This is a genomic window from Vibrio sp. J502 (assembly GCF_025397955.1).
Lineage (GTDB): Bacteria > Pseudomonadota > Gammaproteobacteria > Enterobacterales > Vibrionaceae > Vibrio > Vibrio anguillarum.
Genome location: NZ_CP104554.1, coordinates 2887420 through 2909605 on the forward strand (window position 1 = coordinate 2887420; position 22186 = coordinate 2909605).

Here is a 22186-nt window from a genome sequence, read left to right on the forward strand (position 1 = left end):
TTGATAATTATAAATGGAATGTCATGAAGAAATTAGCGCTAATCTTGAGTCTTTTAGCCAGCTGCTCAGTGTGGGCCCAAGGCAGCATTGAAGCTGGTAAAGCAAAATCCCAAACGTGTGTTGCCTGTCACAGTGCTGATGGCAATAGTCTACTTACAATCTATCCTAAAATTGCTGGTCAGCATGAGAAATACATAGAGAAGCAATTGCATGATCTCAAACTGGGAATGACAAGCGGTGGCAAACAAGGTCGTTACGATCCCGTAATGAGTGCCATGGCGATGCCTCTTAGCGACGAAGATATAGCTGATCTTGCAGCGTATTTTGCATCACAAACTATTTCAGCGAACTCAACGCCTGAAGACGTTGCAGTGAAAGGAAAAGCACTTTATAGCGCAGGTGATGCAGAGCGTGGTTTAACCGCTTGTATTGCGTGTCATGGCCCGCGTGGTAATGGTACTGAGCTTTCAGGTTTCCCTAAAATTTCTGGTCAGCATGCTGACTACATCAAAGCTCAACTGCAAAAATTCCGCGATGACGCTCGTAATAATGATATGAATGCCATGATGCGTGATGTCGCGAAAAAGCTCAGCGACACTGACATCGAAATACTTTCTAAATACGTTGGCGGCCTTCACTAAACCCTACACCGTTCGAGCACTGTTGTTTGAAAACGCCTTAGCACTGAGCTAGGGCGTTTTCTTTTGTACTGAAGAAAACGTAATTTTTTGCTCAATGATCGGCTTACCTATCGCTTTTTTTATCTTTTTTTGCCTAGCTGGTGAAAAAATACGCGCTGACTCTCCACTCTAATGCCACTTTCTGGTATGTTGCGCATCCCTGTTTGAGGATGTTACATGCACATTTGCTCATTATGTTTTAGTGAACAAATAGTTCCTTATTTTGCCGATAAAGTTCGCCCTTATCTGCAGTGCCAACACTGTGCACTTGTGTTTGTTAGCCCTGAACATCGTCTTGACGAAAAAGCGGAAAAAGCATTTTATGATTTGCATGAAAATAACCCGCAGGATAGGGGTTATCGCCAGTTTTTGTCACGCGTTTGTGCGCCGATGTTGGAGAGGCTTTCTCCGGCATCTAACGGGTTAGATTTTGGTTGTGGGCCGGGGCCAACCTTATCCATTATGTTGGAAGAGGCTGGGCACACAATGTCGTTATACGATATCTTTTTTCATCCAGATGAAAAGGTGTTGCAGGCGACCTATGATTTTATGACTGCCACTGAAGTGATTGAGCATTTACATAAGCCGCACCAAGTTTGGCAGCAATGGTTAAATTTAGTTAAGCCAGGAGGCTGGATTGGGTTAATGACCAAACTAGTCAAAGACGTGGAGGCGTTTGCTGGGTGGCACTACAAAAATGATCTCACACATGTGATCTTTTTTAGTCGTGAAACCTTCCAGTACTTGGCCAAGCGGGATGAGCTTGAACTTGAATTTATTGGTAATGATGTAATTTTACTGAGGAAACCCCAGTAATGAGCCGTAGTAAAAAATCGAGAAAGCCGGGTTCAGCCGGTGAAGGCGACGTGATTGTCACGCGTAATCGCAGTGAGGCAGATGTTGAAGGCCGTTTGCGTAAGCGAGTTAAAAAACAGAAAGGTCTGAAAGCGGGTAGCCGCCATTCCGATGGTTCAGATCAGCAGCAGCGAGAAGCCGCTAAAGCGCGCGATCCACGTTTAGGCAGCAAGAAAAAAATTCCTCTGGTGGTTGAGCCAGCGAAGAAAATGACCAAGCAAGAGCGTCGTTTGTCGGCTGAGCAAGAGCTCGAAATGCTGGAAAATGATGCGCAATTGAACGTGTTGCTCGATCGTATTGATAATGGCGAAAACCTAGGTGCCGGCTTGCAAAAATACGTTGATGAGAAACTCGATCGTATTGAAGCACTGATGAAGCAACTTGGTCTGTATGCTGAAGAGCAAGAAGATGTTTTCGAGCCAATCGTGACTGGCGGTAGTGCCAAAAAATCACGTTCAGATGATGATTTATTATCAGATTTTGAAGGCTTCGACCTAAATGATTTAAAAGGATAGAAAGTGCCATGAATGTAACCTTGTTAGCCATTGCTGGTGGAATCATTATTCTCGGCTTAGCGTCTTACGCTGGTTACCTTCTGCTGCAACTGAAAAAGCAAAAGGATTTGCAGCTTCAACATCAAACATTGGCCATTGAAAAACGCAATGCAAATATTTTTGATAGCGTAAATACGCTTTGCATGGCTGGGATTCAAGGCCAATGTGATCTCTCCGAGATCAGCATCCGTGTCTACTGCATTATGGATTATGTTCAAGGCGAACAGAGAATCGACTTTGATAGTTCGTATCCCGCTATTTCCGAACTGTATTCTATAGTGAAGGATATGCCGCGTGGCGAAGAGCGCAGCCAACTCGCTAAACAAGAGCGAATGAAGCATAACTTAGTGCGCCAAAAGGCGGAGGCCCGTTTAATGGATGCGATTGTTGAAGAGTTAAAAGTTCTGCAAAAACGCATTGCCCCTTTGAATAGTCAAATTCCGATTCAAATGATGTAATGGCTCGACTGCCTCTTTCGAGTGAGTGATCGCGTTAGCAGTTTAGAACATTTATACACAAATTTCGTTTTGTCACCCGACGTCCATCATTGTCATGTGGCAAAATAGCCCGTCAAAGTTTCGAACGGAAAGCACAGCATGTCTTCGCAAGTCGTACCCAGCCAACAGATCGTATGGGATCAAGCTGTTTTAGATAAGTATAACTATTCAGGCCCGCGTTATACCTCTTATCCTACAGCACTTGAATTCCATGAAGCATTTACTATTGCCGATTATGATATGGCGTGTGCCCAATACTCTGACAGGCCACTTTCGCTTTATATTCATATCCCGTTTTGTCACAAACTTTGTTACTACTGTGGTTGTAATAAGGTGATTACCCGTCATTCGCATAAAGCTGACGACTATTTAGATGTGCTCGAACATGAGATTCGCCAACGAGCCTCTTTGCTGCATGGCCGTAGAGTCACACAACTGCATTTCGGTGGTGGCACACCAACCTTTTTAACTCAATTGCAAATTAGCCGTTTAATGGCCATTTTGCGTGGTGAGTTCCGCTTTGAAAATGACGCAGAAATCAGTATTGAAGTTGATCCGCGTGAAATCGAGTTAGAGATGCTTGATCACCTGCGCAGCGAAGGATTTAACCGCCTGAGCATCGGCGTACAAGATTTCAACAAAGAAGTGCAAAAGCTGGTGAACCGCGAGCAAGATGAAACCTTTATTTTTGCTATGGCGGAACGAGCTAAACAACTGGGTTTTCGCTCAACCAACCTTGATCTCATATACGGCTTGCCTAAGCAGACTAAAGGCTCTTTTGCTAAAACATTAGCGCAAGTGTTGGAGATGAAGCCGGGTCGATTGTCGGTATTTAACTACGCGCACATGCCGCAGCTGTTCGCTGCGCAGCGTAAGATTAAAGATGAAGATCTACCTACGGCGGAAGAAAAACTGGCCATATTACAAGACACGATCGCGACCTTGACAGGTGCTGGTTATCAGTTCATTGGCATGGACCATTTTGCTCTGCCCAATGATGAGTTGGCCGTCGCGCAGCGTGAAGGCATTTTACATCGCAACTTTCAAGGTTATACCACGCAAGGTAACTGCGACTTAGTTGGCTTTGGTGTCTCAGCCATTTCAATGATTGGGGATGCGTATGCGCAGAACCAAAAAGAGCTGAAAAAATACTATGAGCAAGTCAATGAGTTACGTCATGCACTCTGGAAAGGGGTGGCACTGGATAGTGATGACTTACTTCGTCGCGAAGTGATCAAGCAGCTTATCTGCAATTTCAAACTGGATAAAAGCCAAATTGAAGCACAGTTTAACGTGACGTTTAATCACTACTTCAAGCAAGATCTTGAGTTACTACAAACTTTTATTGATGATGAGTTAGTGGAAGTCGATGAAAAAGAGATCCGCGTTACTTTGCGCGGGCGGTTGTTGATCCGCAACATCTGCATGTGCTTTGATAAATACTTGCGTGTTCGTGTTCGTGCTCGTCAGCAACAATTTTCGCGGGTAATTTAATGCCCTTACCATGAATCAAAAAGCCACTGCTCGTCAGTGGCTTTTTCTTTGAAAAGAGGGATGAGTTATGGCGTCAGGTATTTATTCGCTGCAACATCCCACAATGCTTTGATTAATGGGTTATCAAGCTGTGAGCGTTTGCAGCACACACCGAGCTGAAATGGTTTTACGGGTGCTAATTTAAGGCGCTGGATCTTGTCTCTCACCGGGCTATTGTTGATCACCACATCCGGCGCAATGCCGATACCACAACCGAGCGCGACCATGCTGACAATCGCTTCATGCCCTGAGCTCTGCGCGTAAATATTGGGTTTGATCTTCATTTTTTTAAACCATGCATTGGCTCTATCTCTTGCCGTTCCCGCTTCAGGAACAATAAAAGGGACAACTGACCAATCGGGTGTGTCATTTTGCAGTTGTTCGATAAAGCTACTGATCCCGAGCGGCGCGATCACCGATAAGGGGATTTCACCAATCGTTTCAAATTCAACGCGAGCTGGTAGCTGTTCGGGCATGGCTGAAATGGCAATATCCGCTTCATCATTCAAAATCTTATCAATCGCTTGAGCAGGATCGCCAGTCAAGAGTTTGAACTCAATATACGGATGGCGAACTCGAAAATCGGACAGTAACTGAGGCAGGTGGCTGTAGCTGGCGGTGACTGAGCAAAACAAGCGAATTTCCCCTTGTAATACGCTGTTTTGGTTTTTCATTTGTACGTTATATTGCTGCCACTCTGTAATGATTTTGAGTGCAACAGGAACCAGTTTACTGCCTGCTGGCGTTAGCTCAACGCTACGATTATCACGCACAAATAAGCTTTGGCTAGTTTCTTCTTCCAGCTTCTGGATCTGCCGGCTGAGCGCGGATGGGCTGATGTGCATCGCGGCGGCGGTCTTACTGAAGTTTTTACTCTCACACAGATGGATAAACATCTGCAGGTTTTTAATGTTCATAAGTTAATCACATCACGTTGCATAAATTGCAATAACTAATTGTGAATATATCACTTTAAGCAACTTGATGTCTGCTTTAGTATCAGTTTATTCGGTTCTAGAAACCGACCTGATGGAAAGAATCTTTAAAGGAGAGCGCTAACATGGCTAACTATTTCAATACCCTAAATCTACGCCAACAACTTGACCAACTTGGTCGTTGCCGCTTTATGGATCGCTCTGAGTTTGAAAGCGAAGCCGAGTACCTTAAAGGTAAGAAAGTGGTGATTGTCGGTTGTGGTGCACAAGGTTTAAACCAAGGTCTGAATTTACGAGACTCTGGCCTTGATGTCTCTTATGCATTGCGTCAAGCGGCGATCGACGAACAGCGTCAGTCCTATAAAAATGCTAAAGAGAATGGTTTTGAAGTGGGTAGCTATGAAACGCTCATTCCTCAAGCAGACTTGGTAATTAACCTAACGCCAGATAAACAGCACAGCAATGTTGTCGAAACCATCATGCCGCTGATGAAAAAAGGTGCAGCATTGGGGTATTCTCACGGCTTCAACGTGGTTGAAGAAGGGATGCAGATCCGTAAAGACATCACGGTTGTGATGGTGGCGCCTAAGTGCCCGGGAACCGAAGTGCGTGAAGAGTATAAGCGTGGTTTCGGCGTGCCGACTTTGCTTGCTGTTCACCCAGAAAATGACCCTCAAGGTGAAGGTTGGGATATCGCAAAAGCTTGGGCGGCCGGAACGGGCGGTCATCGTGCTGGCTGTTTGGAATCCTCTTTCGTTGCCGAAGTAAAATCGGACCTTATGGGCGAGCAAACCATCTTGTGTGGCATGCTACAAGCGGGTTCGATTGTGTGCTATGAGAAGATGGTAGCAGAAGGTATTGACCCAGGTTACGCAGGTAAACTACTGCAATACGGTTGGGAAACGGTAACCGAAGCGCTGAAATTTGGTGGCATCACTCACATGATGGATCGCCTATCAAACCCAGCAAAAATCAAAGCGTTTGAGCTATCTGAAGAGCTTAAAGACTTGATGCGCCCACTGTACAACAAACATATGGATGACATTATTTCTGGTCATTTCTCTAGCACTATGATGGCTGACTGGGCCAACGATGATGCTGATTTGCTGGGCTGGCGTGCTGAAACCGGTGAAACTGCGTTTGAAAACTACCCACAGTCTGATGTACAGATCACTGAGCAAGAGTACTTCGACAAAGGTATTTTGATGATTGCCATGGTTCGTGCTGGGGTTGAGCTGGCATTTGAAGCTATGACGGCTTCCGGTATTGTTGAAGAGTCAGCTTACTATGAATCCCTGCATGAGCTGCCACTGATAGCTAACACAGTAGCACGTAAGCGTTTGTATGAAATGAACGTGGTTATTTCTGATACGGCAGAGTATGGTAATTACCTGTTTGCCAATGTCGCAACACCTTTACTGCGCGAAAAGTTCATGCCAAAAGTATCTACTGATGTGATTGGTAAAGGCCTTGGTGAAAGCTCGAATTTCGTTGATAACGCGACCTTGATTGAAGTGAACGAAATTCTTCGCAACCATCCGGTTGAGTACATCGGTGAAGAGTTGCGCGGTTACATGACAGATATGAAACGCATTGCTTTCGGTGGCTAAAGGCTAATTCACCTTCCGGTGGTTAAGAAGGGGCCGAGAGTTCGCCCCTTTTCAATGACGAGAATGATGACGTAAAGCTCCAGACTGACTGGAGAGAATAAATACAAAAGCAAACACAATATAAAACAAAAGGCTTGGTCGCCGTTGACCAAGCCTTTTTTATTGGGAAATTTTTATCTCAACCGGGCAATATTATTTGGCGGTGATTTTCGCTTCTAGCTCGGCCAATTTTTGCTCCATTTCAGTGAGCTTTTGGCGAGTACGCATCAATACTTGAGTCTGTACATCAAATTCTTCACGGCTCACCACGTCCAATTTATTTAATTGGCCTTGGATCACTTGGCGGATTTTTTGATCAACGTCGGCACCCAAATCTTTTACGGGTTGAGGCATTGAATCGTGAATTTGTTTGGCAATTTGCTCAAGTTTTTTAGGGTCAAACATAGCGGCTTACACTCCTGTCAGTTTGTCTCCATTCTAAGCAATTGAGCTGAGAATGTCGTTATTCAAGGTAAGAAAAAGGCCACTGAGGTGGCCTTTTTTGAAGCAGTCTTAATTATATTGTGTTATTTATTTTCAGCGAGTCGGCGTTGTGCTGCTTTGGCCTCGTCAACTCTGGCTAGCTTTTCGAGGTCTTTATCCTCAACAAACACAGGCAGTGGCTTATGTTTTTCGGCTAGATAGCTGTAAATTACAGGCAGTACGAATAGCGTAAATAGTGTACCAATCGCAAGACCTGCCACAATCACAATACCAATACTAAAGCGCTGAGCTGCACCTGCACCCGTTGCGTACATCAACGGGATCAAACCTGCAATCATCGCTGCTGTCGTCATTAGAATTGGGCGAAGACGCACTTTGGCTGCCTCCATCACCGCTTCGATGCGAGACTTGTTATGGTGTAGCTGCTCTTCTTTCGCTACTTCACAAATAAGAATACCGTGCTTGGTGATAAGACCAACCAGTGTAATCAACCCTACTTGCGAGTAGATGTTCATGGTTGCTGCGCCCCAAGCCAGTGCAATTAATGCTCCGCAAATGGCGAGAGGAACAGATACCATGATAACCAATGGATCTTTTAACGACTCAAATTGAATCGCCAGTACCAAGAAGATGATGGCGAGTGCCAAACCAAAGGTCGCGTAGAGTGCGCTTCCCTCAGTCACGTATTGACGTGCTTCACCCATATAATCGTGGTTGTAGCCTGCGGGCAGTTTAGTCGCGGCAACATCCTCAAACCACGTAATCGCATCACCCATTGCAACTCCTGGGCCCGGTACACTTCCGACGGTTGCCGAGTTTAGCTGGTTAAAGTGTGGCAGTGAGCGCGGCTCTGCAATCACATCAATGGTAATTAGGCTCCCTAATGGGATCATTTTTCCGTCAACGGCACGCACAAAGTAGTGATTCATCGATTCAGGGTTGAGGCGATATTTACGTTCAACCTGCGGGATCACTTCATAAGAGCGGCCATTGAGATCGATGCGGTTGACATAGCCATCCGCCATCATGGTCCCTAATGTCGTGCCAATATCCTTCATCGTGATGCCATAAACCCCAGCTTTATCTTTGTCGATATTGATTTTCATCGTCGCAGAATCGTAATTGAGGTCTAAATCGGAGTACACAAACATCGGGCTTGCTTTCACTTCTGTTAGCACTTCAGTGGCAATAGCAAACAAACTTTCAAAGCTATTGGGTGTAGTGATGACAAATTGAATTGGCAATCCAGAGCCTGCGCCGGGAAGTTCAGGCATTTGGAAGGCCGTCACGGCCATGCCTGGAATATCTTGCACTAAGGTGCCGACTCGAGTGGCAACCTCAGCTTGGCTTGCCTGGCGTTCACTCCAAGGCACCATAGAGGCAATACCAAACGCTTGGTTGGAGCTTGGAACACCGGTAAAGACTTGAGCAAACTGAACTTCTGGCTGTTCAGACAGAATCGTATTCACGTCATTCATGGTGTTTTGTAAATAGTCCAAGTTCGCATTCGAAGAACCCGTACCAATTAACATGACCACGCCTTTATCTTCAGAAGGGGCAAGCTCACTTGGAATGAATTTGAACAGCATAGGCAGGCTGGCAAACACGATCACCGCAAAGGCAATCACGACAGGACGGCGCTGCATTACTTTCTCGAGTAATTTCGTGTAGCGGTTACTCATTGAATCAAGTAATCCATGCACTTTTTGTTCAAACTTGTTGGGCTCTTCGTGCGCTTTAAGCATTTTAGAACACATCATGGGTGAAAGTGTCAGTGCAACAATACCTGAAACAAATACAGCACCAGCCAGTGTGAGTGCAAACTCTTTAAAGAGTGAGCCTGTTATGCCACCCATCATCGCTATCGGTGCATAAACGGCGCCCAGTGTCAGCGTCATCGCAATTACCGGAACGGCGATTTCACGAGTACCAATAATCGCGGCACGAAATGGTGATTCACCCAGCTTAATGTGGCGGTCAACGTTTTCTAGTACAACGATTGCATCATCCACCACAAGGCCGATAGCCAATACCATCGCTAGCAGTGTCATCAAGTTCCATGAGAAGCCCATTCCCTGCATTACCATAGCAACACCAACTAAGGATAGTGGAATGGTAACAATCGGGATGATAACGGCACGTAAAGAGCCTAGGAATAGGGTAATGACGACAAGTACGATCAAGGCGGCTTCAGCGATGGTTTTTATGACCTCGTGGATCGATTCATTGATCGCCACCGTGGAGTCATACATCACGTTCATTTCGATGTTACTTGGTAGATTACGCTTTAACTGCGGTAACAGATCCAACACATCTTGAGCAATGTTGATTGGGTTTGCGCTAGGTGCTGCGTTGATGGCTGCTACAACCGCTTCTCGGCCGTTTGCACTTGCGCGGTAAACATCATGGCTTTTTTCTAGCGTGACGTTTGCAATATCACCTAGGCGAATAACATTGCCGTCGCCCGTTTTAACCACCAGGTTTTTCAGCTCATCGACATTTGACACTTGCGTATCGGCACTACCGTTATACAGCACGAATTCGCCAGTGGCTTGTCCTGTTGCTGATTGATAGTTGTTGGCATTCAGCACGTTCATCACATCGCCCGCAGTGAGCTGTAGTCCTGCCATTTTTGCTGGATCAAGCCAAATGCGAAGGGCGTATTTCATGCCACCATACAAGTCAATCTTAGAGACGCCGTTGACGGTGAATATTTGAGGGTTAAATACACGCTCAAGATAGTCAGTAATTTGGCTTGAACTAAGTTCATCACTAGTGAAACCAATATACAGCACCGCGGTGGTTGAGCCGGTAGACATAGTTACCGTCGGATCTTCGGCCTCTTTAGGAAGCTGTGAGCGTACCGAGTTCGTTTTTGCTAACACATCTGAAAGTGCAGCGTTGGGATCGGTATTGAGCTTCATCGTTACGGTAATCGTTGATTTACCCAATACCGAAGAAGAAGTCATATAATCAATGTTGTCGGCTTGTGCGACTGCTTGTTCCAAAGGTTGAGTGATAAAACCTTGGATTAAGTCGGCACTTGCACCGTAATAGCCTGTACTCACTGTAACAACGGTATTCGTCATTTCAGGGTATTCACGAACCTGCATTTTGAAAATAGCTTGAAAACCAAGCAGAGCTATCAAAAAGCTGATCGATACCGCGAGCACTGGACGTTTTATAAAAACATCAGTAAAATGCATGATTCCTCCAATTACAGCATCGGTGTTTCAGCAGGTGGTGTAGTCGCATTACTTTCGACTACCCGAACTTTCGAATGGTTACTTAAGCGCACTTGACCTGAAGTGACCACGATGTCTCCATCTTGTACACCCTCTAAAATATGCGCCACAGCACCTTTGCGTTCACCTACTTTTACAACGCGCTGCTCTACTCGTTTAACGCCATCTTCTTCTTTCAACACGTAAACATTATCACCATACAGGGTGAAGGTAATGGCGGTTTGAGGAAGCGTGACTTGGTTTTCTAATTTCGGCAGGATGATGTTGGCACGAGCAAACATACCGCTGCGTAGTTTACCGTCACTATTTGGAATATCGGCTTGCACTTGGATTAAACCACTTTGAACGCTAACGGCAGGCTCAATCGCAGTGATGGATCCTGTAAACGCTGCATTAGGATAAGCATCGATAAAAATATCCACTTGCTGGCCTAATGAAATACGTGAAATATCCGTTTGTGGAACGGTAAAGCGCAGACGCATTACACTGGTATCTTCCAAGCGAACAATATCGGTGCCTGGCTGTAGGTATTGGCCTAAATACACATTACGGATACCCACCACACCAGCAAAGGGAGCTTTGATTTCACGACGATCAATAGAAGCTTTTAAACTTTCAATATCTGCAGACAAAGAGTAGTAGTTTGCTTCGGCTTCATCATAAGCTTCTTTTGAAATCGACCCTTTAGCAAATAGACCTTTATAGCGTTCGTATTTCGCTTTTGCAGCAGGTAGGCGAGCTTGTGAGCTTTTTAAATTCGCTTTCTCAACCGCAGAATCAAGCAAAACTAAAGGTTGGTCTTCCTCAACTTGTGTCCCTGATTCAAATGAAATCTTATCGATCACGCCGCTGGTTTCAGATGTCAGTGTCACGCCTTGATTAGGTTCAATAAAACCAATCGCTTCAATCACTGGGATCCAATCAACAGGAGTTACATCGGTCACTGTCACTGGAAATTCAGGTTCAGGACGGTTGGCCATAAACTCGGCAATTTTTTGTTGTTTAAACAGATTAAAACCTATCACGCTACCAAACAGTAGGAAGGCGATAAGTAACATAAAGAATGTCCACTTTTTCATTCTAGTCAGAACTCCAAGTTAGTGTTGAGTAATTGCATCCCAACTGGCGTCAATCACGGCACTGAGTGCGCTGTCATCCAGTTGATAACATTCCATCGCTTTTTTACGGGCAAGGGCGACCGTTGTTTCGAAGCTTAAAGCAGACAAAATCTGGTTATCCAACGGCTTGAATAATCCCTGCTCTTTACCTTGATCAAATAGTAAATCCACTTTGGCAAACATTTTTCGCTCAAGTTCCTTAACATTGCAACTGATTGTTGTTGGCAATGACTCATATTGAACTCGGTTGCTGAGTGTTGCACTGCTTGATTGTGCTAATTCCCAGATATTAAGCCACATCATTTTAAAGCGTTCTTTCAAAGGCATCTCATCATCAATATTGGCTTGCACCGCATCAGCAATATGCTGACAAACGTGCAAGCGAACGGTCACGAGAAGATGATCTTTGTCATCAAAGTAACGGTAAATCGTTCCTGTTGCGACACCGGCTTCTTTGGCTAATTTGTGCATCGATAAGCCTTGAAATCCAGATTCAGCGATCAGCTTTTCAGCGGCCACCAATATCTGCTGGTACTTATCCACGTGAATACAGTTAGACATGCTGACATCCCACAGTGAATGAACGTTCATTCATTATAGACCAAACTATAGCCCCTTATGCAATACACTAGTGTAGTAAAATGACAAAAATCTTATGGTGAATGACGTAGTAATCGGTAAAGCGCGGCATTATCATAGACGGCCCAAATAAAAGTGATACGAGTACCTCATGAAGCTGAATCCAAGACAAGACGAAGCCGTCAAATATGTATCGGGCCCATGTCTAGTATTGGCGGGGGCTGGCTCGGGTAAAACGCGCGTAATTACCAACAAGATCGCTTACTTGGTTCAACAGTGTGATTATAAAGCGCGCAACATTGCTGCCGTTACATTTACTAACAAAGCCGCTCGAGAAATGAAGGCGCGGGTAGCACAAACGCTTGGAAAAGCTGAGTCAAAAGGGCTGCTCGTTTCCACATTTCATACTTTAGGCCTCAATATTATCCGTCGGGAATATAAATTTTTGGGCTTGAAAGCGGGGTTCTCTCTGTTTGACGACCAAGACCAGCTTGCGCTGCTCAAAGAGTTGACAGAGAAACAGCTCGAGGGCGATAAAGATCTGCTGCGCCAATTGCTCAGCACCATCTCCAACTGGAAGAACGACATGTTGACGCCAGAGCAAGCGAAAGGTTTTGCTCAAGGTGAACAACAACAGCTGTTCGCTTACTGCTTCGATCTTTATCAAAAGCAAATGAAAGCGTATAACGCGCTCGATTTTGATGATCTTATTTTAATGCCAGTGCTGTTATTGCAAAACAACGCCGAAGTTCGTCAGCGTTGGCAAAACCGCATTCGCTACTTGCTGGTGGATGAATATCAAGATACCAATACCAGTCAATACGAGTTAGTGAAATTGTTGGTTGGAGAACGTGGCCGTTTAACCGTGGTGGGTGATGATGATCAATCCATCTATTCTTGGCGAGGGGCGAAACCGCAAAACCTCGTGTTGCTGGGGCAAGATTACCCAAATCTTAAACTGATTAAGCTTGAGCAGAACTACCGTTCAACCAGCCGTATTTTGAGAGCGGCCAATATTCTGATTGCTAACAACCCACACGTGTATGACAAAACGCTTTTTTCTGAGATCCCTGAGGGTGAAAAACTCAAAGTTCTGCTAGCGAAAAATGAAGATCATGAAGCGGAGCGGGTCACTGGTGAACTGATTGCGCATAAATTTCTCAATCGCACCGAATATCGTGATTACGCGATATTGTACCGCGGTAATCATCAGTCACGCTTAATTGAAAAATCGCTGCTGCAAAACCGCGTGCCTTATAAGTTATCCGGTGGAACGTCATTTTTTGCCAGAGCCGAAATTAAAGACATCATGGCTTACCTCAAAGTGTTGGTGAATCCTGACGATGACAATGCTTTTTTACGCATTGTGAACACGCCAAAACGAGAAATTGGCCCAGTCACGTTAGAGAAATTGGGTAGTTACGCCAATATGCGTGGCAAAAGCTTGTTTTCGGCCAGTTTTGAACTTGGCTTAGAGCATCATTTGTCTGGAAGAGGGCTCGACAACTTGCGTCAGTTTACGCAATGGTTAGTGGCTATCTCAGATCAAGCTGAACGAGGCAATACCGTTGAAGCGGTGCGATCGTTAGTCCGAGATATTCATTATGAAGATTGGCTGTATGAAACCTCTTCCAGCCCCAAAGCGGCCGAAATGCGTATGAAAAACGTCTCTGATCTCTATTCTTGGATTGTGGCCGACCTTGAAGGTGACAACTATGACCAACAAGAAAAATCGCTCAAAGAAGTTGTACAGCGCTTAACCCTACGCGACATGATGGAGCGAAGTGAAGAAGAGGATGAGAGTGATGCCGTTCAGTTGATGACACTGCATGCATCGAAAGGCCTTGAATTTCCTTACGTTTATTTGATTGGCACTGAAGAGGGTATTCTTCCTCATCAAACCAGTATCGATGAGGACAACGTCGAAGAAGAACGTCGTTTGATGTATGTCGGGATAACTCGCGCGCAGCGAGAACTGACTTTCACTATGTGTAAAGAACGTCGTCAATACGGGGAACTGCTTAAACCCACACAAAGTCGCTTTTTGGATGAATTACCCTTTGACGATGTTGAGTGGGAACAGAGCAAAAAGCCAGTAAGTCAAGAAGAGCGAATGGCGAAAGGACAAAGTCATATTGCTAATTTGCGCGCTGCCATGTTTAAGAAATAGTGCTTAAAAAATAATAAAAACAAAGGTTTGGAATTAAAGCCAAACCTTTGTTTTATAGGGGTTAATGTATTAAAGACCTGCAATCATATGCTCAATGGCGGCAACGATTTCGTCGTCAGAGCAATCCATACAGGTTCCTTTAGCTGGCATGGCATTAAAGCCTTGCAGTGCATGATTTTTCAATACATCTTTACCTTGGGCGATACGTGGAGCCCACTCTTCGGCATTGCCAATTTTAGGTGCGCCACTGATGCCTGTAGAGTGGCAAGCGATACAGAATGTACCATAAACTTGCGCGCCATCACGAGGGCCTGTCGGCTCTGCCGCAACGGGTTCACTACCCGCTAAGTAAACATCACCTACAGGTTTAATGCGATCAGCAATGGCATCGTATTCAGCTTGGCTGGTTGCCAATGCAACACTAGAAAAGGTTAAAGCAGCGAATAACACGCTTATGATTCGTCGAGACATATCCATTAAACTCACTTTATATTCCAAAGGTAAGTTCATGCTTACCTATTTATACTTAGATTTAGAGTGTGGCTGATTTAAAAGCCATTCAAGCTGTTAAATCAATGTAAATATTGGGTGATTATATCCCGATAAGTTGTTGCAATAAACAACAAGTTGCGATCTTCAAGGGGTGAGTCACATCCTTATTATAGAGGTAATAATGGTTATCTGATGAAAAAGGCGTCAAACGATAAAAAAAGTTGAAAAAGTACTAGACGCCCTAGTGTGAACTCCGTATTATTCCACTCCGCCGATAGGGCATGCGCCCGTAGCTCAGCTGGATAGAGCGTTGGCCTCCGGAGCCAAAGGTCGAAGGTTCGAATCCTTTCGGGCGCGCCATCCGGATGCTTATGTAAATAAGTAGCAAATTGGCAAAACAGTGGTGGCTATAGCTCAGTTGGTAGAGCCCCGGATTGTGATTCCGGTTGTCGCGAGTTCAAGTCTCGTTAGCCACCCCATTATTTGGTAACTTCGGTTTCCTTTCTTGATGAAAGTCGAGAAAAAAAGATTTACATCGATGAATAGACTAGTTTGATAGTGCATCATGATGTTAGGAATAGCGGATCAGAGTGTTCTCTATCGCTTATTCCAAAAAATGAATTTGTATCGGTGAATAGCGCAGCTTGGTAGCGCATCTGGTTTGGGACCAGAGGGTCGGGGGTTCGAATCCCTCTTCACCGACCACTTTTCTTTTCTTCTCATTGGTTAAAAATGAAAAGAAAAATAACGGCAAGCAAGCGGTTATTGCAAAGTTTGATGGTGGCTATAGCTCAGTTGGTAGAGCCCCGGATTGTGATTCCGGTTGTCGCGAGTTCAAGTCTCGTTAGCCACCCCATTATTCGGTAACTTCGGTTTCCGTTCTTGGTGAAAATCGAGAAGAAAGATACATCGGTGAATGACCTAGTTTGATAGTGCATGCTGATGTTAGGAATAGCGGACCAGAGGGTTTCCTCTCGTTAATTCCAAAAAATGAATTTGTATCGGTGAATAGCGCAGCTTGGTAGCGCATCTGGTTTGGGACCAGAGGGTCGGGGGTTCGAATCCCTCTTCACCGACCACCTTAATAAGCCTCAGTCGAAAGACTGGGGCTTTTTAACATCTGGTGTTTGGAGCCTTAATCAAGGTAATGAGAGCCAAAGTGGGGTTCGCCTGATCTTCAAAACCGGGCTCTTCACCGGCCATTTTAATAAGCCTCAGTCGAAAGAGGATTCTCTCTATTCAATGTTCGATTCCTTATTGGCTCTTATCTCATTAAGACGGTGAATTATCATGTTTAAAGGCTAAACCCTAAATTTTCTGTTCAGATGAATTCACTGCTTTTCTGTCTTGTCATTGGTTTTTAGTCTGGCATTTTATTGGTTACTCTGGTTTTTGTTTCTAATGTGTTACGTGATATGCCGCAATATAATTTGAAATTTTATTCTGCATTCTTTTTTAGAATACATGGTGAATTGGCGTTTTTTTAGGCGTTACGTCTATGTTTTGGGGTGTATTACTGCGTGCTAGAATATTGGTCATACCAATGATTAATGCATATGTGGTGCATAAAAATACGATGTTACTGCTTTGGTTTGATTTGATATCGACTTTTTATCCTATCGATGTTGCTTTTCTGTGAAATATTTGCCAAATTGATGGCCTTGTTAATTACCAGAATATTGTACTGGTATGAATGGATTCATTTTTACTGGCTTTGAACGCTTTGTTGTTCAAAGGTAGTTACAGACAGGGCACAACACTGCCCAAGTCGTAGAGGTCTGGGATGTCACTTTTAGAAGTAAAAAACCTGCGTATTGAATACCCATCGCGTCATGGTGTTCACGTTGCTGTGAAATCGCTTTCGTTTAATATCGAGCGGGGTGAAATTGTTGGGGTTGTGGGAGAATCAGGCGCCGGAAAATCGACCGTAGGCAACGCGGTTATCGATTTATTGAGCCCACCCGGTCTCATTGCCAGTGGCGATGTGTTCTTAGATGGTGAAAAGATTTCAGGCCTATCGCCTGAGCAGATGCGCCAAGTTCGCGGCTCTAAAATTGGTTTTATTTTTCAAGACCCAATGACGTCGCTTAATCCGCTATTTACTGTTGAACATCAACTGACAGAAACCATCCACGCCAATATGAAAGTGACTGAGGAAGAAGCGTATCAGCGTGCACTTTCTTTGATGAAGCAAGTGGGGATTCCTCAGCCTGAAAACCGTTTGAAGCAGTATCCACACCAATTCTCTGGTGGCATGCGTCAACGTGTTGTGATTGCCATTGCGCTGGCGGGTGAACCTGATCTTATTATTGCCGATGAACCGACCACTGCATTAGACGTTTCTATTCAAGATCAAATCTTGAGCCTCATCCGCGAGCTATGCATTAAAAACAATGTTGGTTGTATGCTGGTCACCCATGATATGGGTGTGGTCTCGAATGTGACGGATCGCGTCGCGGTGATGTATCGCGGTGACTTGGTTGAATTTGGACCGACAGCTAAAGTGTTGGGCGCTCCGGATCACTCCTATACGCGCAGTTTGATTTCCGCCGTTCCTCGCTCAGATAAAAAACTCGATCGCTTTCCGCTGGTGAGCTATATCGAAGAGGCAAGTGAGTTAAAACCACTGGATGTTAAAAACCATTGGTTGGGTCAGAGCCAAGATAATCGCCAATACACAGGCCCACTGCTGACAGTAGAAAACGTGAATTTACGCTTTACGACCAAAGACTCATTGTTTGAAAGTCGCCGTGAATATGTCCAAGCTTCAAATGACGTCAGTTTTGAGGTGTTTGAAGGGGAAACTTTTGGTTTGGTTGGGGAATCAGGTTCCGGTAAATCAACCATCGCACGCGTGATTGCGGGTCTGTACGCTCCAAACTCAGGCAAAGTCTGTTTTGAAGGAATTGATCTTACTGCGCTGAAATCGGAAAACGAGCGCCGTCCGATGCGCCGCCAGATGCAGATGGTGTTTCAAAACCCTTATACCTCAATGAATCCGAGAATGAAGATTTTCGATATCATTGCCGAGCCGATTCGTTTTCATAAATTAACCCGTAGCGAAGCGGAAACACGGCAAATTGTGCATGATCTTTTAGAGCACGTAGGCCTAGGTAAGATGGCGGGAGTGAAATATCCGCACGAGTTTTCCGGCGGTCAACGTCAACGTATTTCGATTGCTCGCGCACTCGCCACGCGTCCTCGCTTATTGATTTGTGATGAACCTACGTCCGCGCTCGACGTGTCTGTGCAAGCGCAGATCTTAAACCTATTGAAAGATCTGCAAGATGAGCTCAATTTGACCATGCTGTTCATCAGCCATGATTTACCTGTGATCCGCCAAATGTGCGATCGTGTCGGGGTCATGCAAATGGGGACCTTACTGGAGGTCGCCCCTACAGAGCAGTTGTTTAAGTCACCTCAACACCAATACAGCCAGCATTTGATTTCTTTAATGCCTGAGTTTACGGGCTTAAGAGAAGATGTAGTAACGGCGTAAGCCAAAAAAGTTACAGATAGAGATATCATGACCAAGCGTGCTTGGAATGAATAAACAGAAGCAATTACAACAACTAGGGATTTGGATTCCCGCATAAGGAGTTATGCAATGAAAACCATGAAAAGCAAACTAACAGTAGCTTTGATGGCGGCAGGCTTAAGCTTTGCAGCTAGCGCGGCCAATATTACCGTCGCTTATGATGCTGACCCAGTGTCACTTGACCCGCATGAGCAGCTATCTGGTGGTACGCTACAAATGTCTCACATGGTGTTTGATCCTCTTGTTCGTTACACCCAGACATTTGATTTTGAACCTCGCCTTGCTGAGAAATGGGAACGTGTCAACGATACAACGTTCCGTTTTACGCTGCGTAAAGGGGTGAAATTCCATTCAGGTAACGAAATGACGGCAGACGATGTGGTCTGGACGTTCGATCGTTTACAAGATTCTCCTGATTTCAAAGCTATTTTTGAACCGTATGAAAAGATGGTCAAAGTGGATGATTACACCGTCGAGATCGTATCCAAAGGCGCTTATCCGCTGGTTCTGCAAACCGCAACCTACATCTTCCCTATGGACAGCAAGTTCTATTCGGGCAAAGCGGCTGATGGTAAAGAGAAATCTGAAATTGTGAAGCACGGCAACTCGTTTGCTTCGACCAACGTTTCTGGTACTGGCCCATTTAGAGTGACTTTCCGCGAACAAGGCGTAAAAGTGGAATTTGAACGCTTTAAAGATTATTGGGATAGCGCATCAAAAGGCAACGTAGACAAACTGACCTTAGTACCGATTAAAGAAGATGCCACTCGTGTTGCGGCGCTCCTTTCGGGTGATGTGGATATGATTGCACCTGTTGCGCCAAACGATCATAAACGTGTGGAAGAAGCCAAAGGTATTGATCTTGTGACCTTACCGGGTACGCGCATCATCACCTTCCAAATGAACCAAAACAGCAATGAAGCACTGAAAGATGTTCGTGTGCGTCAAGCCATTGTTCACGCCATCAACAACCAAGGTATCGTTGACAAAATCATGAAAGGTTTTGCGACAGCAGCTGGCCAACAAGGCCCAGCGGGTTATTCTGGTTATGACGCGAACCTTGTGCCTCGTTTTGATTTGAAAAAAGCGAAAGAGCTGATGAAAGAGGCTGGTTATGAGAAAGGGCTGACGCTCACCATGATCGCGCCAAACAACCGTTATGTGAACGATGCGAAAGTCGCACAAGCTGCAGCGGCGATGTTGTCGAAAATTGGTATTAAGGTTGATCTTAAAACCATGCCAAAAGCGCAATATTGGCCTGAGTTTGATAAGTGCGCCGCGGATCTGTTAATGATTGGCTGGCACTCAGATACTGAAGACTCAGCAAACTTCACCGAGTTCTTAACCATGACACGTAACGAAGAGAGTGGTAAAGGCCAGTACAACTGTGGTCACTACTCAAATCCAGAAGTGGATAAGTTGGTTGAAGCGGCAAACGTAGAAACCGATCCTGCGAAACGTGCACAGATGCTGCAAAAAGTCGAAGTGACTTTGTACAACGACGCAGCATTTGTTCCACTGCATTGGCAAAACCTAGCGTGGGGTGCGAAATCTACTTTAGATATCAAACCGATTGTTAACGCGATGGAATTCCCTTATTTCGGCGACCTAGTCGTTAGCGAGTAATTACTTAAGTTGGCCGCTCATGTGATGTGGGCGGCGCTTAAGTCACTCAAGGCATCCGCTTGGATGCCTTATTAAGATCTCCGCACTTTGCTTTATTTCAGTCGGGTCGAGTGTCATTTTTTAGGCTGAATTTTTTCGTTCCTATTAAAGTTAATTCAATTTTAAAAAGAACCATCATGGATAGTTTAAGGGGCAAGGAATGTTTTCGTTTCTGGTCAAGCGCCTGTTTCAGGCACTGATAGTGATGTTTGTGATCAGTCTGGTGGCGTTTGCCATTCAGGATAACTTAGGCGACCCATTGCGTGAGCTTGTTGGGCAGTCTGTTTCAGAAAGCGAGCGCCAAGCGCTGCGCGATGAACTTGGACTGAATGATCCTTTCATTGCCAAATATACTCGTTTTATTACGGCCGCGGTGCAGGGTGATTTAGGCACGTCTTACTTTTTCAAACGTCCTGCGGTAGACGTTATTCTCGATAAATTAATCGCAACGTTAGAGCTTGTGCTCGGTGCGACTGTAATCATCATTGTCTGTTCCATTCCATTAGGGGTTTACACAGCCATTCATCCCAAAAGCTTCTTTACCAAAGTGGTGATGGCGGGCAGCAGTATTGGTATTTCTATCCCAGTGTTCTTAACTGCGATTATGTTGATGTACGTTTTCTCGATCACGTTAGGTTGGTTACCGTCGTATGGACGAGGGGAAACCGCCAATTGGTTGGGTTGGGAATCTGGCTTTTTCACGGCTGATGGCTTAGCACACTTGGTGCTGCCTTGTGTTTCACTGGCGTCGATCATGCTGCCGCTGTTTATTCGTTTAGTGCGTTCTGAAATGTTGGAAGTGCTGAGCTCGGAATACATCAAATTTGCTAAAGCTAAGGGCTTGGCATTGAACAAAATTTACTACCAACATGCACTTAAAAATACCATGTTACCGGTGCTAACCGTCGGCGGTGTACAAATTGGGACTATGGTGGCCTACACCATTTTAACCGAGACTGTTTTTCAGTGGCCGGGTACGGGCTTTCTTTTCCTTGAAGCGATCAACCGAGTTGATACTCCGCTGATCACCGCTTACGTCATATTCGTGGGCCTGATTTTTGTTGTCACCAACACCATTGTCGATCTGTTATACGGTCTGATTAACCCGACTGTGAACCTTACTGGAAAAGGAGCTTAACCATGAGCCAATTTGCTGCTGCTCCATCTCGTTGGGAGCGTTTTAAACAGTCTGATTTTTTGTACTATTTCTTGCGTGATAAAGTGGCGATGACCAGCTTCGTCATCTTTTTGGTATTCTTAACTTTGTCTGTCGCTGCGCCACTCATTGCCCCCAGTAACCCGTACGACCTATCATCGATTGATCTGATGGATGCAGAATTACCTCCCTCTTGGATGGAGGGAGCCGATGAGCGTTTTGTTCTCGGCACGGATGAGCAAGGGCGCGATATTTTGTCGACCATACTGTATGGTTCGCGTCTATCACTGACGATTGGCTTTTTGGCGGTCGGTTTACAGTTGCTACTTGGTATCGTGATTGGCCTTTCTGCTGGCTACTTTGGCGGACGTATTGATAGCTTTTTGATGCGTTTTGCCGATGTACAGCTATCGTTTTCAACCATGATGGTGGCGATCATTGTTTCGGCAATTTTCAAAGCCAGTTTTGGGAGTGAATTTTATAGTCAGTATGCGGTTGTGATGTTGGTGGTGATTATCGGTGTGGCTGAGTGGCCACAATACGCGCGGACAATTCGTGCGTCAGTGCTCGCCGAGAAGAAAAAAGAGTATGTGGAAGCGGCTCGTGTGATGGGTTTTAAATCGCCACGCATCATGTTTCGCCATATTTTACCTAACTGTTTATCGCCTATTTTGGTTATCTCAACTGTACAAATTGCCAATGCGATCATGTCTGAAGCGGCACTCTCTTTCCTAGGTTTAGGTTTGCCAGTCGATCAGCCATCATTGGGTGCTTTGATTAGCATGGGCTTTAACTACATCTTCTCTGGCGCTTGGTGGATTACGGCTTTCCCAGGTTTTGTACTCGTCACATTAGTGTTGGTGATCAATCTGTTGGGTGACTGGCTACGCGATGTTTTTAACCCAAAAATTTACAAAGGGTGATGTGGCAATTGATTTTTGCTAAAGAAAATCCCTAAACTAAAAGCCGCCGTCAAATGCGGCTCTTTTTTTGCTAGTATTTTTGTTATACCCAACCCAAATCCATTGAACTAGGGAACATTGAATCGGTAATGTTGTCACTACTATTAAGCAAGT

General features: G+C 45.0%; 17 protein-coding genes and 5 tRNA genes. 16 read left to right on the forward strand and 6 right to left on the reverse strand.

Features of this window, described 5'->3' with window-relative positions; all coding sequences use genetic code 11:
* Positions 1–23: 23 nt before the first annotated feature.
* From N5E84_RS13480 to hemN, 5 genes are all read left to right on the forward strand, one after another.
* Positions 24–641, forward strand: coding sequence for a c-type cytochrome (locus N5E84_RS13480; RefSeq protein ID WP_013855644.1), 618 nt, complete (start codon positions 24–26; stop codon positions 639–641).
* A 216-nt stretch (positions 642–857) separates the two neighbouring features.
* Complete coding sequence (locus N5E84_RS13485; RefSeq protein ID WP_069212130.1) at positions 858–1496, forward strand: class I SAM-dependent methyltransferase; 639 nt, start codon at positions 858–860, stop codon at positions 1494–1496.
* Positions 1496–2050, forward strand: coding sequence for a Der GTPase-activating protein YihI (yihI, locus tag N5E84_RS13490; RefSeq protein WP_013855646.1), 555 nt, complete (start codon positions 1496–1498; stop codon positions 2048–2050). Before N5E84_RS13485 ends, yihI begins: the two co-directional genes overlap by 1 nt.
* A gap of 8 nt (positions 2051–2058) precedes the next feature.
* Positions 2059–2547, forward strand: coding sequence for a DUF2489 domain-containing protein (locus tag N5E84_RS13495; protein ID WP_017042451.1), 489 nt, complete (start codon positions 2059–2061; stop codon positions 2545–2547).
* A 138-nt stretch (positions 2548–2685) separates the two neighbouring features.
* On the forward strand, positions 2686–4080 hold the full coding sequence (gene hemN, locus N5E84_RS13500; protein ID WP_019281818.1) for an oxygen-independent coproporphyrinogen III oxidase: 1395 nt from the start codon (positions 2686–2688) through the stop codon (positions 4078–4080).
* A 65-nt stretch (positions 4081–4145) separates the two neighbouring features.
* On the opposite strand, the gene ilvY is transcribed toward hemN, so the two are convergent.
* Positions 4146–5036, reverse strand: coding sequence for an HTH-type transcriptional activator IlvY (ilvY, locus tag N5E84_RS13505; RefSeq protein ID WP_013855649.1), 891 nt, complete (start codon positions 5034–5036; stop codon positions 4146–4148).
* Between the two features lie 143 nt (positions 5037–5179).
* Between ilvY and ilvC the strand changes: the two genes are divergently transcribed.
* Positions 5180–6664, forward strand: a complete 1485-nt coding sequence (ilvC, locus tag N5E84_RS13510) for a ketol-acid reductoisomerase (RefSeq protein WP_019281819.1) — start codon at positions 5180–5182, stop codon at positions 6662–6664.
* A gap of 192 nt (positions 6665–6856) precedes the next feature.
* Here ilvC and ubiK read toward each other — a convergent pair whose 3' ends face one another.
* The 4 genes from ubiK to N5E84_RS13530 all read right to left on the reverse strand — a co-directional run bounded on the left by ubiK (position 6857) and on the right by N5E84_RS13530 (position 12101).
* Positions 6857–7108 carry a ubiquinone biosynthesis accessory factor UbiK gene (gene ubiK / locus N5E84_RS13515; protein ID WP_010319855.1) on the reverse strand — a complete coding sequence of 84 codons (252 nt, stop codon included), beginning with the start codon at positions 7106–7108 and terminating at the stop codon, positions 6857–6859.
* Between the two features lie 122 nt (positions 7109–7230).
* Entirely contained in the window at positions 7231–10353 is a 3123-nt protein-coding gene (locus N5E84_RS13520; protein WP_116285027.1) for a multidrug efflux RND transporter permease subunit, read from the reverse strand.
* A gap of 11 nt (positions 10354–10364) precedes the next feature.
* Positions 10365–11471: an efflux RND transporter periplasmic adaptor subunit gene (locus N5E84_RS13525; protein ID WP_017042454.1), complete on the reverse strand. Its 1107-nt coding sequence runs from the start codon at positions 11469–11471 to the stop codon at positions 10365–10367.
* A gap of 18 nt (positions 11472–11489) precedes the next feature.
* The gene (locus tag N5E84_RS13530) at positions 11490–12101 is read right to left on the reverse strand and encodes a TetR/AcrR family transcriptional regulator (protein WP_013855653.1); all 612 of its coding nucleotides are present in this window, start codon (positions 12099–12101) and stop codon (positions 11490–11492) included.
* A 139-nt stretch (positions 12102–12240) separates the two neighbouring features.
* Here N5E84_RS13530 and rep point away from each other — a divergent pair, with 139 nt between their 5' ends.
* On the forward strand, positions 12241–14259 hold the full coding sequence (rep, locus tag N5E84_RS13535) for a DNA helicase Rep (RefSeq protein WP_019281821.1): 2019 nt from the start codon (positions 12241–12243) through the stop codon (positions 14257–14259).
* A 69-nt stretch (positions 14260–14328) separates the two neighbouring features.
* Here the strand turns inward: rep and N5E84_RS13540 are convergent, their stop codons facing one another.
* On the reverse strand, positions 14329–14736 hold the full coding sequence (locus tag N5E84_RS13540) for a c-type cytochrome (RefSeq protein ID WP_088718017.1): 408 nt from the start codon (positions 14734–14736) through the stop codon (positions 14329–14331).
* Between the two features lie 298 nt (positions 14737–15034).
* Here N5E84_RS13540 and N5E84_RS13545 point away from each other — a divergent pair.
* The 9 genes from N5E84_RS13545 (at position 15035) to N5E84_RS13585 (ending at position 22033) form a co-directional block, all read left to right on the forward strand.
* Positions 15035–15111 (forward strand) — tRNA-Arg (locus tag N5E84_RS13545).
* A 43-nt stretch (positions 15112–15154) separates the two neighbouring features.
* Positions 15155–15230: transfer RNA gene (locus N5E84_RS13550), tRNA-His, on the forward strand.
* 149 nt (positions 15231–15379) lie between these two features.
* Positions 15380–15456: transfer RNA gene (locus N5E84_RS13555), tRNA-Pro, on the forward strand.
* Between the two features lie 75 nt (positions 15457–15531).
* Positions 15532–15607: transfer RNA gene (locus N5E84_RS13560), tRNA-His, on the forward strand.
* A 146-nt stretch (positions 15608–15753) separates the two neighbouring features.
* Positions 15754–15830, forward strand: a tRNA-Pro gene (locus N5E84_RS13565).
* 704 nt (positions 15831–16534) lie between these two features.
* On the forward strand, positions 16535–18250 hold the full coding sequence (locus tag N5E84_RS13570) for a dipeptide ABC transporter ATP-binding protein (RefSeq protein ID WP_019281822.1): 1716 nt from the start codon (positions 16535–16537) through the stop codon (positions 18248–18250).
* Between the two features lie 108 nt (positions 18251–18358).
* Positions 18359–19915 (forward strand): ABC transporter substrate-binding protein, encoded by a 1557-nt coding sequence (locus tag N5E84_RS13575; RefSeq protein ID WP_026027967.1) that lies wholly within the window; start codon positions 18359–18361, stop codon positions 19913–19915.
* 199 nt (positions 19916–20114) lie between these two features.
* Positions 20115–21092: an ABC transporter permease gene (locus tag N5E84_RS13580; RefSeq protein WP_013855660.1), complete on the forward strand. Its 978-nt coding sequence runs from the start codon at positions 20115–20117 to the stop codon at positions 21090–21092.
* Positions 21093–21094: 2 nt separating this feature from the next.
* A complete protein-coding gene (locus tag N5E84_RS13585; RefSeq protein ID WP_017046673.1) occupies positions 21095–22033 on the forward strand; it encodes an ABC transporter permease in 939 nt (312 codons plus the stop codon).
* The last annotated feature ends 153 nt before the right edge of the window (positions 22034–22186 follow it).